Below are 11,178 nucleotides of genomic sequence, written 5' to 3'. Positions count from 1 at the left end.
GCTTATCCTTCGTGAACAAAGCATCAAAATCGCGATCGGACAAACCGTGCGGATGTTCGCTAGTAGGCTGCAGCGTCATCAAATCCACCACATTTACCACCCGCACTTTTAACTCAGGATAATCTCGGCGCAGAATGTCAACAGCCGCCAAAGTTTCCAGCGTCGGAACATCGCCCGCGCAAGCCATCACCACATCCGGTTCGCCGCCTCGATCGTTGCTAGCCCATTCCCAAATACCGAGGCCAGTCGTACAGTGTTTGATCGCAGCATCCATATCCAAATACTGCAAAGCCGGCTGCTTCCCTGCAATAATCACATTAACGTAGTTGCGGCTGCGGAGACAGTGGTCAGTTACTGACAGCAAAGTGTTCGCATCAGGCGGCAAATAAATCCGCACAACTTCCGCTTTCTTGTTAATTACGTGGTCGATAAAACCCGGATCTTGGTGAGAAAAACCGTTGTGATCTTGCCGCCAAACGTGAGATGTTAGCAAGTAGTTGAGAGAGGCTATCGGTCTGCGCCAAGGAATATCGCGAGTAGTTTTCAACCATTTAGCGTGTTGGTTGAACATCGAATCAATGATGTGAATAAACGCCTCGTAACAAGAGAAAAATCCGTGCCTTCCTGTCAGCAAATAGCCTTCCAGCCAACCCTGACAGAGATGTTCGCTGAGGACTTCCATCACGCGGCCGTCGGCAGAAATATGGTCATCTTCCGGCAAAATTTGGGCCGCCCAAACCCGATCGGTCACTTCAAACACCGGATCGAGGCGATTTGAGGCCGTCTCGTCGGGCCCGACAACTCGGAAATTAGCGTTTTCCTGATTGAGTTTCATCACGTCTCGCAGGAAACGGCCGCAGATGCGAGTTGCTTCTGCCACCACAGCCCCCGGTTTTTGCACGTCTACGGCGTAGTCTGCAAAATTTGGCATTTTCAAGTCTCGCAGCAGCAAACCGCCGTTAGCGTGAGGATTTGCCCCCATCCGCCGAGTTCCCTTCGGTGCAAGTTCCGCCAATTCTGGAATTAGTTTACCCTTGTCGTCAAACAGTTCTTCGGGCTTGTAGCTTTTCATCCAATCTTCCAGGAGTTGGACGTGTCCGGGCTTAGAAGCCATTTCTGCTAGCGGGACTTGGTGCGATCGCCACGAGCCCTCAGTCTTCTTCCCGTCAACCTCCTTGGGCCCAGTCCAGCCCTTGGGAGTCTTCATCACAATCATCGGCCACTGCGGGCGATCGGTATAACCTTCAGTCCGGGCTTTTTCCTGAATCGCCTTAATTTCCCCAATGACTGTATCCATAGTTGCAGCCATCAACCGGTGCATCGTTTCCGGGTCTGAACCTTCCACCCAATAAGGTTTGTAGCCGTAACCAACCATCAAACTTTCCAATTCCTCCTGCGGAATGCGGGCCAACACCGTCGGATTAGCAATTTTGTAGCCGTTGAGGTGCAAAATCGGCAACACGGCCCCATCCCGAACCGGATTGAGAAACTTGTTAGAATGCCAGCTAGCAGCCAGCGGGCCCGTTTCTGCTTCCCCGTCGCCGACAACAGCCGCCACGATTAAATCTGGATTGTCGAAGGCCGCCCCGTAGGCGTGGACGAGGGCGTAGCCGAGTTCGCCGCCTTCGTGAATCGAACCGGGAGTTTCCGGCGCGACGTGGCTGGGGATACCGCCGGGAAACGAGAACTGTTTGAACAGCCGTTTCATCCCTTCTTCGTCTTCAGAAATGTTCGAGTAATATTCGCTATAGGTGCCTTCGAGATAGGTATTGGCCACCAAGCCGGGCCCGCCGTGTCCGGGGCCTGCGATGTAGATGGCGTTGATGTCTTGGGCTTTGATGATGCGGTTGAGGTGAACGTAGATGAAGTTGAGGCCTGGAGTTGTCCCCCAATGTCCGAGGAGTCTGGGTTTGACGTGTTCGAGTTTGAGTTGTTCTTTGAGTAGCGGGTTGTCGAGGAGATAGATTTGTCCGACGGATAGATAATTTGCGGCCCGCCAGTAGGCGTTAATTTTATGTAGTTCTGAGTCGGAAAGCGGTTTTAATTGGGGGCTTTCGGTGGTTCCTAGCATCATAAGCGATTAACTCCTGAGTTTTGCTGATTTATCGGTTAACTTTGTTTTGAAAGTGCGATGTTATTTTCACTTTCGGCGCGCTATTATTTTGTTACTTGCGACACAGTTGGTTTTTACTCCATGTTTTGCAAGTAAACAATAGCATCCTAGATCGCTTTTACCAAAATCAAAGTTTAAATTAACCTTAATTTTTGAGTAACCAGCGCCCTGCGATCGCGGCAGAAAAGCCGGAGGTTGTGGGGGGTGAAAGCCAGCAATGAGGAAGATACTTCTCAAGGTAGAGGTAAGAATAATTTATATTAGATATGCAAATTTTTAATTGTGTAGCTATAATGAAAAAGTTAAACATTAAATCTGAAGGGGGCCTTAATGCTACCTGTTAGGAAAAAACTTGTGACTGATGAAGCAATGCGTCCAGTTGCAGTGCCGGTCGATTGCGAAGAGTGGCAGCAAATTGAGCAACTGTTAGAGACTCCGATAATTCAAAAGACGGAAAAAAGTAATTTTTCCAAGTATGCGGGTGCGATCGAACTAACTCAAGAACCGTTAGAGTACCAGAAACTAATTAGGGAGGAGTGGGATTGAGTTAAGCTTTAATTGTGTTAGATACCAATGTAGCTTTGTACTACTTTGGCGGTCGCTTGTTCAGTTTACTTATAACAAATCCAAGAATTTATCGAGGTCTATACGAGCCTGTTTTAAAATCTGAGCTAGAGTAGAACGCTTGACTTAACGATGAGCTGGGACAGTCAATTTCAATACTTCATCTGGCATAGCTTTTTGCAGTCGAATGTGGCTACCCCGTTGGCGGACAAATACCCATCCATCGCGCTGTAGCGCCGCAATAATCTGAGTATAAGGAAGATTGGGAACTTTGCTCACAGCACCAATTCCCTCACAATTGCACCTTCGGAAATGCTCAATTCATCTGCCATCGGCTCCAAATAAAGTTCGATCGCTTCTTGGATATTTGCTAACGCTTCGTCAAGCGTTTCCCCTTCACTGATGCAGCCTGACAGTGAGGGAACATAGACGGTATATCCACCTTCGTCACTGGGTTCTAATACGACTTTGATGTTCATGATTTCCGTGTCACGAGCGCTGATTTTTCTATTATAGATGATTTCGGGCGATCGCCCTACAATATCAAATAGCTACATAATTCATAAATCCCAAAATTTCCATGACAATCAAAGAATTAGAAGCGCAACTTCTGGCCTTAACGCCAACCGAGAAAGCTCAAATCATCCAATTATTAACCCAAAACTTAGCCAACACCTGGCAAGGAATTAGCAAAACTCCCGGTGTCTGCGGCGGTGATGCTTGTATCAGAAACACTCGCATTCCTGTTTGGGTGGTGGAAAGTTTTCGTCGTTTGGGCATGAACGAGTCTCGACTCTTAGATAACTATCCCACACTAACGGCTACTGATTTAGCAAATGCCTGGGCTTATGCGGCAGCTTTTCCCGATGAAATTGAAATAGCTATCCGCGAGAATGAGGAGGATTAAGATGATGGCGCGTCTTTATGGTGACGAACAATTTCCCAGAGAGGTTGTAGAATTGCTGCGCGCTATGGGTCACAATATTTTGACAGTACAAGAAGCCGGAAAAGATAACCAAAAAATCCCGACGAAGAAGTGTTAGCTTTTGCAGTCAGTGAAAATCGAGCTGTTTTAACTCTAAATCGCCGTTATTTTATCACACGGCACAGCTTACAGCCTGACCGTGCTGGAATCATTGTCTGTAGGGGAGAAGATGATTTAACAAGAATGGCTGCTAACATTAATCAGGCTATTTCCTGACTTTAAAAATTAACAGGTCACTTGATTCGAGTCGATCGCACAGTCGCCGCCATCTATATCTTAAGTCGATCGGCACACCGTAATGCAAAGCAATGTCAATCCGAAAATTACTGCATCGGTTTGATTGCTGGCTGGATTCCATCGCCGATATTTCCCGCTAAAAAACCTAGGAAGCGACTAAAACAGGACACTCTGAAATCCGGCAAATATTGGACACAGCAGGCTGGTGGGAAACGACTAGCAGTTCGTGAGGATACCGGGGACGCGGGTCATTTTCTAACCAGATGGGCGGTACCATCATCACTTCATAGTAAGCGATCTTATGCAAAACTCCAGGCTGGGACTTCAATTCTACTGTCAAGCCCGATCGGTACTCAAATGCTTCTTCCCAATCTAGGTTTTCATTGATATCCATAGCGATCGCGCCTCTTATCTTGTTTCCTTTCTCAATTGTAGGGCCTACATAAAACATTTGGTACTTTCTGTTGTTTTTGATACATTTTTTAACTTTTATGTGATATCCCTGACAATTTAACAGAGAAGAGCAATTGTCAATAGGTAAATAGGCTGATTTTGCCGGCTGGTGACAAGCAAGCCCAAGAGCTAGGCTTCACAAGAGTTTGAGTTGATATGTCTCAAAAATGTCGGGCGGGCGATCGAACCACCCCGACGTTTATGACACATTCGTAAGAGAAGAGAATTTTAAGGACTGAAGTCCGAACGATCAAACCTATTTTTGCAAGTTTTTCTAGTATTTTATAAATAAAGAAACCCGGTTTTTTTAATAAACCGGGTTTCTGGATGAGTGAAAACTAAACTAATTTCACTTGGTTTTCTTCTTTGTCGCAGTCGCCGTCTTTTTAGCAGTTGTTTTTCTTCGCCGCCGTCTTAGTTGACTTTTTCGACTTGCTGCTAGTTTTTGGGCCACTGCTGCGGCACGACGGCGGGATTATACGGGCAGGAAAGTCGATCGCGCATATCGCCTTTCTGCTGGCTGAGGATATTTTAGACCAACGCGAGGTCAGGGATAGGGCGATCGCCCTACAATATAAAATACATACATAATTCATACATCAAATAAGCTCTATGACAATCCCAGAATTAGAAGCGCAACTCAAGGCCTTAACGCCAGCAGAGAAAGTAGAGGCAATTCGCATCTTAACCCAGAGTCTAAAAAATAGTGGACGGTCTATTACAAAAACTCTCGGCGTGATGGGTGGCGATGCTTGTATTGACAATACTCGCATTCCCGTTTGGTTACTCGCAAGCTATCGCAATGACGGCGCTACCGATGCTTTTATCCTAGATTGCTATCCCCGTCTGAGTGCTGCTGATTTAGTAAATGTTTGGGCTTATGCGGTCGCTTATCCTGACGAAATTGAGGAAGCAATTAGACTGCAAGACGAGGCTGACGAAATCTTAGATACACCTGACAATATCCAGTAAACCTACGATCGCGCTACAATAGTAAATACATACATATTGCATAAATCAAACAGGTTGTATGAAAATTCAAGAATTAGAAGCACAACTCAAGGCCTTGACGCCAAGCGAGAAAGCTCAAGTTATCCAATTATTAACCCAAAACTTAGCCAACACCTGGCAAGGAATTAGCAAAACTCCCGGTGTCTGCGGCGGAGATGCTTGTATCAGACAAACTCGCGTTCCTGTTTGGCTGCTGGAAAGTTTTCGCCACTTGGGTATGAACGAATCCCAACTCTTAGATAACTATCCCACACTAACGGCTACTGATTTAGCAAATGCCTGGACTTATGCGGCCGCTTTCCCAGATGAAATTGAAATAGCCATCCGCGAGAATGACGAGGCAGACGCAATTTTAGATACACCTGAAAATATCAATTAGTAAAATATGCCATAATATAAATATTCGTTTCATAGCCTTCCACCTATGACCGCCCAAATCACCTTGAATTTGCCAGATGAAGTCTATCACCAAGCAGAATTGCTAGCGCAGCAACGCCACCGCAGCGTCAGTGAGATTCTAGTAGAAACTCTGGAAATTTTCTTATTGCCAACTTCTAAACCAGTATCAGAATTGTCTGATGCAGAAGTAATCGCTCAGACTCAACTCCGGCTGCAACCAATCCAAGAACAACGATTAAGTGAATTGCTAGACCGCCAACAATCCGGTACAATTGCCTCTGTAGAACTGGCTGAATTGCAGGCATTAATCCACATCTATGAAACTCGACTACTGCGACAAGCTCAAGCCTTAAATGAAGCTGTGCAGCGCGGCTTACTCGAACCATTAAAAGGATAATCAAAATGGCAATCTCCGAACAAGTTCGAGCCAGAGTTCGCGCACAAGCTCAAAACCGATGCGGTTATTGTCGCAGTTTACAAATGTATGTCCTGGGAATATTGGAAATTGACCATATTATTCCTAAAGCGATTGGCGGTACTGATGAGGAAGAAAATCTCTGGCTGGCTTGTAGTTTGTGCAATAATTACAAAGGAACCCAAACTGACGCATTAGATCCAGTCACGCAAAAGCACGCTAAGTTATTTAATCCGCGTACTCAACAATGGTCACAATATTTTGCTTGGAGTGAAGACGCTACAGAAATTATTGGACTTACAGATTGCGGTCGTGCCACAGTTATAGCACTACAACTAAACAATAATATTGCTGTTACTGTCAGGCGTCAATGGGTTAGTGCTGGATGGCATCCGCCAACAGAGATTAAACCCGACGGTTGAATGAATATTAACCTGCTTTTGCCAAAGAACGAACTGTTAAGATTTCATCAGGGCGTAGAACTTCTACAGTAGAGATTGGGACGACAATAACTGCAATAGACTCACCAACAGCATTAAATACTTCCAACAGACAGCCCTCTTCACCACCACTAGGATGAGCAACAAAATCAACCAATGTTGCAATATCTCCTGCTCTGAGTTGATATTCTGGTAAGTCACGGGTTAAAGCAACTTCCTGATATAGCTCTAGGGTCATATCAATTCTCCTTAAGAGGTTTGAGCGTCACAAACTGAAATTTTCCATCAATCCGTCGTTGTAGCCAAATTGTAACAACAAATAGGTTTATGCCATTTGTACCAACGAGTTCTCCTATAACTTGATAAAAGACTCCATACTCGTTGTTCCTGTCTTCAACAGCCTCACCTACTCCCACAACTGACTGGATGGCTGCTCTGAGTGCTTCTGGGTTTTCTGAGGTAAATCCAGCCCGTGCCAAGAATTTTGACTTATCATTTCTGGCTTTCTGCACAAGTAGGTAGCCGGTTATCTTGTCGTCTGGGATGAGCGCATCTTCTGGAATCTTCACCCTGAAACCTCTCGATCCTTTTTATCTTGATTGTGCCATACAGAAGCCCAAGGGTTTGTATCGTTCTGGATTACCGCAGTTTTTTCGTGAAAGTCGATCGCCCGTATCGCCTTTTTGGCGGCTGAGGAGATTTTAGACCAGCGCGAGGTCAGGGATAGGGTGGGTTTGTGCGATCGATCGCGCAAATGATATAAAACTGACTGATTTAACTGAACTTAATAAAGTTAAAAAAGTTGGCTTCTTCGTCATAGCCAAAAAGTTATTGCAGAATAAGGAATTACCGAAGCCATAAAATAACAAAGGCTCCTTAAGGAGGCTTCGCCAAAATATAAATCTTGGTATTCAGAACGTCTTTACCGGAATTCCTCGACCCTCGTGGGTAACGGGATGTCATGATTAGATCGTGTCTGCTGCATCCTTTTCTATAATATAGTTCATGGTTTGGATGTGTGTCAATTTTTACTCAATAAAAATATGAATATTTTCCCGTGTGGGCAATTTACGGTATGGTACGCTAGCTACTTGTAGAATATTTGAGGTAATCCAGCAATGCAAGAGTTATACAAAATAGTTCAATCAGCTACGAAAGAGCAACGAAAAAACCTAGCAGAGCTGACAGAATCAGCATTTGGTGATGCTCCTGATATTCTTTGCAATCATGTACGCTATCTCAGAGCTGGAAGTATTGGCCAACTTTTTTGGAATCATTCTTGGAAACAAGTTGTAACAGATGTTGCCGATCGTATCAGTATTGATTGGGCAACCACATTAAGCGGTCGTCAGTGGCGCGACTTAGAAACCCAAGAGATTGAGACTGCTGTTGTAACCAAACTGTTTCAGAATATGTGGGAGCAACTTTCACCAGAGCAACGACAAAAGCTTGTTATAGAGATGAAAAGAGATAGCAGCGATCCAGCTTTTGAAAGTTTGTTGTTGAGCGGCAGTGTAATGACCATTGCAAAAATGAGTGGTTTTGGGGTGTATCTGTTGGCAAGCACTGTTCTGGGCGGTCTAACTAATGCTTTGGGGATTACGTTACCTTTTGCAATTTATATGGGCATGAGTCAGGGCATTGCGCTTATACTCGGTCCCGTAGGCTGGGCAGCACTTGCTGGAGGTATTCTATTCACACTCAATCAACCTAATTGGAATCGTCTAACTTTGGCTGTTGTCTATGTTTCGATGCTTCGTAATCAGGAAGAGTTCATCGCTACCATCAATTGAGCGAGGTAATATCGTTTCCGGTTGCATCGGAATGATTTAACCGGCGCTAGAGCGCAGAGGGCACAGAGGGAGAGAATAGAGAGATGAATACATGACGATGTTAACGGATTTGATATAAAATATGGTCTATCGTAAACAGAGTAGAGCTAGTTTCTTCCGCTGAATGGCAATATTCACACAGAAAATTAGCTCTACTTCTTACTAAATTTTTAGTAGCGCGGTTTACGGACATGAGGCTGCTATAACTTTAGCGTTAATTAAGGTAAAAATCCGATCGAGTTCTAGTAAGCTTGCTAATTCTACAACCTCTTCTGAAGTTAAAAGATTAGCCTTTTTTCTCTCGGCTAGTTCTTCTAATCTGGCTTGCAGATTTTCCGTAAATTTGAATAAGTAAAGATTTCTGACTTTCTGCATCGAAATCTCGCTATCGATCCAGTAAGAAGGTTGTACCATAAGTTCAGCTATCATGGTGATTCAATTACTCCAATTACTACATGGATAGTCTGGATTATATCATGAAAATACAAGGATTACTTGAGAAAAAGCTTTCATACTTATGGACTGCCCGATCGCAAAAACCGGATTTTTTACCGAATTTGTCTGCTACAACAAATTATTTTCGCAAAAAACCCGGTTTCTGGGATGACAGAAAACTAAACTAACTTGACTTAGTTGCTTTCTTCGTCTTTGTCGCAGTCGTCGCCTTCTTAGCAGTAGTTTTCTTTGCCGCAGTCGTCGTCTTCTTAGCAGTCGTTTTCTTCGCCGCAGTCTTCTCAGTTGCAGTTTCCGACTTCGCCGCAGTCTTACTAGACTTCTTCGACTTGCTAGATTTGCCGCCGCCCGCTGCTTCCTTCGCTGCTAACAAATCCAGGGCTTTTTGTAAGGTGAAATTCTCCACAGATTCATCCTTAGCCAAAGAAGCATTGATATCGCCGTGTTTCACGTAGGGGCCGTAGCGGCCATCGTAAACATTCAACAGTTCTCCCGACTCTGGATGCGCGCCCAATTCCTTCAAAGGTGTCGCTGATTTGCTGCCACGCACGGCTTTCGGCTGCGATAATAACTCTAATGCCCGATCGAGCTCGATCGTCAAAACATCATCAGGCGGCTTGATCGATCGATAATCCTTACCAACCTTACCCTGGTCGTGCACAACATAAGGCCCGTACATCCCCAAATTAGCCTGCACCTTCGCCCCCGTATCCGGGTGAGTCCCCAACAACCGAGGTAAAGTCAACAAACTCACCGCCATATCAACCGTCACGCTATCCTTATCAGTCCCCTTCGGTAAAGAAGAACGCTTCGGTTTCTTATTCGTTTCCGAAACATCCCCCAACTGAACGTAGGGGCCGTAATTGCCAACCAACACATAAATCGGTTCCCCAGTGTCCGGGTGAAGACCCAATTTTTCCGGGCCTTCCGTCTTTTGCTTTAACAGAAACTCCACTTTTTCCGGGTCTAAATCAGCCGGAGTCAAATCTTGCGGAATCGATGCTTTCACCGGGCCCTCTTCGCTTTCAGCTTCCAGGTAAGCGCCGTATTTACCGATGCAAACTTTTGCCTGCAAATTCTTCAGTACCACAGTTCGAGCAACTTTCGCGTCGATTTGATTTTCCTGTTCCTTAACTTGGGTAGCAAGTCCCATTTCCCCTGTATAAAACTTTTGCAAATACGGCAGCCATTGGGCTTCCCCGGTGGCAATTTCATCAAGGGTTTGTTCCATGCGGGAAGTAAAACCCGTGTCTACTAAGTCGGGGAAATGCGTTTCTAATAAAGTAGTGACGGCGAAAGCAGTGAAGGTCGGAATCAGGGCGTTAGCTATTAATTTCGCGTATCCCCGATCGACAATTGTACCGATAATACTCGCGTATGTACTCGGACGGCCAACCCCCTCGCTTTCGAGCATCTTCACCAGCGAAGCCTCCGTATAGCGGGCGGGAGGTTGAGTTTCGTGCCCCACAGCCTGCAAATCCTTGCAATTAGGTTTATCCCCCACCTTCAGCGCCGGCAAAATCACCTCTTGGTCTTCCAAAGCCGCATCTGGGTCATCGGAACCTTCCACGTAGGCGCGCAAAAAGCCGGGAAAATCAATGCGTTTCCCGCTGGAACGGAAACCGGCATCTTCTACCTGAGTTTGTAGCGTGACGTGAGTTTGGCGGGAATCGGCCATTTGAGAAGCGACTGTCCGCTTCCAAATTAAATCGTAGAGGCGGAAGTCCACGCCATCCAATCCCGTTTGCTGCGGAGTCCGAAAAGTGCTGCCGGCCGGGCGGATAGCTTCGTGGGCTTCCTGGGCACCTTTGCTTTTCGTCGTGTATTTGCGCGGTTGGGGGCTGAGATATTCGCTACCGTAAAGTTCTTGCACGCAACTGCGGGCTGCCGTAATCGCCTGTTCGGACAAATGCACCGAATCCGTCCGCATATAGGTGATAAAACCGCGTTCGTAGAGACTTTGGGCAATTCGCATAGTTTCCCGCGCACCCAGCCTCAGCTTGCGGTTAGCCTCCTGCTGCAAAGTCGAGGTCGTAAACGGCGGCGAGGGTTTGCGGGTGACTGGCCGTTCTTCGAGATTGCTAACAGTCCAAGGTTTGTTTTGAATGCGCGAGAGTAAAGCCCTGGCTTGTTCTTCGTTGAGCAAAAGTACGCGGCGACCTGCGATAATTTGTCCGGTATTTTCATCGAAATCGCTACCGCTGGCAACTTTCACATTCCCGACTGTGACGAGTTTGGCATCGAAGGCACCCCCCTGTCCCCCCTTACCAAGGGGG

General features: G+C 46.0%; 18 protein-coding genes. 10 read left to right on the top strand and 8 right to left on the bottom strand.

The window, feature by feature from the left end; translation table 11 throughout:
- The coding region (locus WBA89_RS25600; RefSeq protein ID WP_424410389.1) for a phosphoketolase family protein at positions 1-2,074 on the bottom strand (2,074 nt) is incomplete at its 3' end.
- Positions 2,075-2,467: 393 nt separating this feature from the next.
- Between WBA89_RS25600 and WBA89_RS25595 the strand changes: the two genes are divergently transcribed.
- The gene (locus WBA89_RS25595) at positions 2,468-2,659 is read left to right on the top strand and encodes a hypothetical protein (protein WP_424410387.1); all 192 of its coding nucleotides are present in this window, start codon (positions 2,468-2,470) and stop codon (positions 2,657-2,659) included.
- 144 nt (positions 2,660-2,803) lie between these two features.
- Here the strand turns inward: WBA89_RS25595 and WBA89_RS25590 are convergent, their stop codons facing one another.
- Both WBA89_RS25590 and WBA89_RS25585 read right to left on the bottom strand, forming a co-directional pair.
- On the bottom strand, positions 2,804-2,956 hold the full coding sequence (locus tag WBA89_RS25590) for a type II toxin-antitoxin system HicA family toxin (RefSeq protein ID WP_424410385.1): 153 nt from the start codon (positions 2,954-2,956) through the stop codon (positions 2,804-2,806).
- Positions 2,953-3,156 (bottom strand): type II toxin-antitoxin system HicB family antitoxin, encoded by a 204-nt coding sequence (locus tag WBA89_RS25585; RefSeq protein ID WP_424410383.1) that lies wholly within the window; start codon positions 3,154-3,156, stop codon positions 2,953-2,955. Before WBA89_RS25585 ends, WBA89_RS25590 begins: the two co-directional genes overlap by 4 nt.
- A gap of 101 nt (positions 3,157-3,257) precedes the next feature.
- On the opposite strand from WBA89_RS25585, the gene WBA89_RS25580 reads away from it, so the two are divergent.
- Genes WBA89_RS25580 through WBA89_RS25570 form a run of 3 tightly spaced genes read left to right on the top strand, consistent with a single transcriptional unit; the run spans position 3,258 to position 3,878 of the window.
- Positions 3,258-3,584, top strand: coding sequence for a DUF433 domain-containing protein (locus WBA89_RS25580; protein WP_424410382.1), 327 nt, complete (start codon positions 3,258-3,260; stop codon positions 3,582-3,584).
- A gap of 1 nt (position 3,585) precedes the next feature.
- The gene (locus tag WBA89_RS25575) at positions 3,586-3,720 is read left to right on the top strand and encodes a DUF5615 family PIN-like protein (protein WP_424410381.1); all 135 of its coding nucleotides are present in this window, start codon (positions 3,586-3,588) and stop codon (positions 3,718-3,720) included.
- On the top strand, positions 3,714-3,878 hold the full coding sequence (locus WBA89_RS25570; RefSeq protein ID WP_424410380.1) for a DUF5615 family PIN-like protein: 165 nt from the start codon (positions 3,714-3,716) through the stop codon (positions 3,876-3,878). The genes WBA89_RS25575 and WBA89_RS25570 overlap by 7 nt, the downstream gene beginning before the upstream one ends.
- Positions 3,879-4,044: 166 nt before the next feature.
- Here WBA89_RS25570 and WBA89_RS25565 read toward each other — a convergent pair whose 3' ends face one another.
- The gene (locus WBA89_RS25565) at positions 4,045-4,350 is read right to left on the bottom strand and encodes a hypothetical protein (protein ID WP_424410379.1); all 306 of its coding nucleotides are present in this window, start codon (positions 4,348-4,350) and stop codon (positions 4,045-4,047) included.
- A 395-nt stretch (positions 4,351-4,745) separates the two neighbouring features.
- Between WBA89_RS25565 and WBA89_RS25560 the strand changes: the two genes are divergently transcribed.
- From WBA89_RS25560 to WBA89_RS25540, 5 genes are read left to right on the top strand one after another with little or no spacing between them, the layout of a single operon-like run.
- Positions 4,746-4,943, top strand: coding sequence for a hypothetical protein (locus tag WBA89_RS25560; RefSeq protein ID WP_424410378.1), 198 nt, complete (start codon positions 4,746-4,748; stop codon positions 4,941-4,943).
- Positions 4,944-4,964: 21 nt separating this feature from the next.
- Complete coding sequence (locus WBA89_RS25555; RefSeq protein WP_424410377.1) at positions 4,965-5,324, top strand: DUF433 domain-containing protein; 360 nt, start codon at positions 4,965-4,967, stop codon at positions 5,322-5,324.
- A gap of 58 nt (positions 5,325-5,382) precedes the next feature.
- Positions 5,383-5,742, top strand: a complete 360-nt coding sequence (locus WBA89_RS25550; RefSeq protein ID WP_424410375.1) for a DUF433 domain-containing protein — start codon at positions 5,383-5,385, stop codon at positions 5,740-5,742.
- Between the two features lie 45 nt (positions 5,743-5,787).
- Entirely contained in the window at positions 5,788-6,159 is a 372-nt protein-coding gene (locus WBA89_RS25545; RefSeq protein WP_424410373.1) for a hypothetical protein, read from the top strand.
- 5 nt (positions 6,160-6,164) lie between these two features.
- On the top strand, positions 6,165-6,599 hold the full coding sequence (locus tag WBA89_RS25540; RefSeq protein ID WP_424410371.1) for an HNH endonuclease: 435 nt from the start codon (positions 6,165-6,167) through the stop codon (positions 6,597-6,599).
- A 7-nt stretch (positions 6,600-6,606) separates the two neighbouring features.
- Here WBA89_RS25540 and WBA89_RS25535 read toward each other — a convergent pair whose 3' ends face one another.
- The gene (locus WBA89_RS25535; protein WP_106331409.1) at positions 6,607-6,855 is read right to left on the bottom strand and encodes a DUF4926 domain-containing protein; all 249 of its coding nucleotides are present in this window, start codon (positions 6,853-6,855) and stop codon (positions 6,607-6,609) included.
- Position 6,856: 1 nt separating this feature from the next.
- The gene (locus tag WBA89_RS25530) at positions 6,857-7,186 is read right to left on the bottom strand and encodes a DUF6883 domain-containing protein (RefSeq protein ID WP_424410369.1); all 330 of its coding nucleotides are present in this window, start codon (positions 7,184-7,186) and stop codon (positions 6,857-6,859) included.
- A gap of 549 nt (positions 7,187-7,735) precedes the next feature.
- Between WBA89_RS25530 and WBA89_RS25525 the strand changes: the two genes are divergently transcribed.
- A complete protein-coding gene (locus WBA89_RS25525; RefSeq protein ID WP_424410367.1) occupies positions 7,736-8,410 on the top strand; it encodes a hypothetical protein in 675 nt (224 codons plus the stop codon).
- A gap of 222 nt (positions 8,411-8,632) precedes the next feature.
- Here the strand turns inward: WBA89_RS25525 and WBA89_RS25520 are convergent, their stop codons facing one another.
- Positions 8,633-8,878, bottom strand: coding sequence for a hypothetical protein (locus WBA89_RS25520; protein WP_424410366.1), 246 nt, complete (start codon positions 8,876-8,878; stop codon positions 8,633-8,635).
- Between the two features lie 190 nt (positions 8,879-9,068).
- Positions 9,069-11,178, bottom strand: a 2,110-nt coding sequence (topA, locus tag WBA89_RS25515; protein WP_424410364.1) for a type I DNA topoisomerase, incomplete at its 5' end; no start/stop codon positions are given.

Origin of the sequence: Microcoleus sp. (assembly GCF_049646505.1) — a bacterium.
Classification (GTDB): Bacteria; Cyanobacteriota; Cyanobacteriia; order Cyanobacteriales; family Microcoleaceae; genus Microcoleus.
The sequence above is the reverse complement of the archived record's forward strand: the minus strand, read 5'-3'. Positions and strand labels throughout refer to the sequence as shown.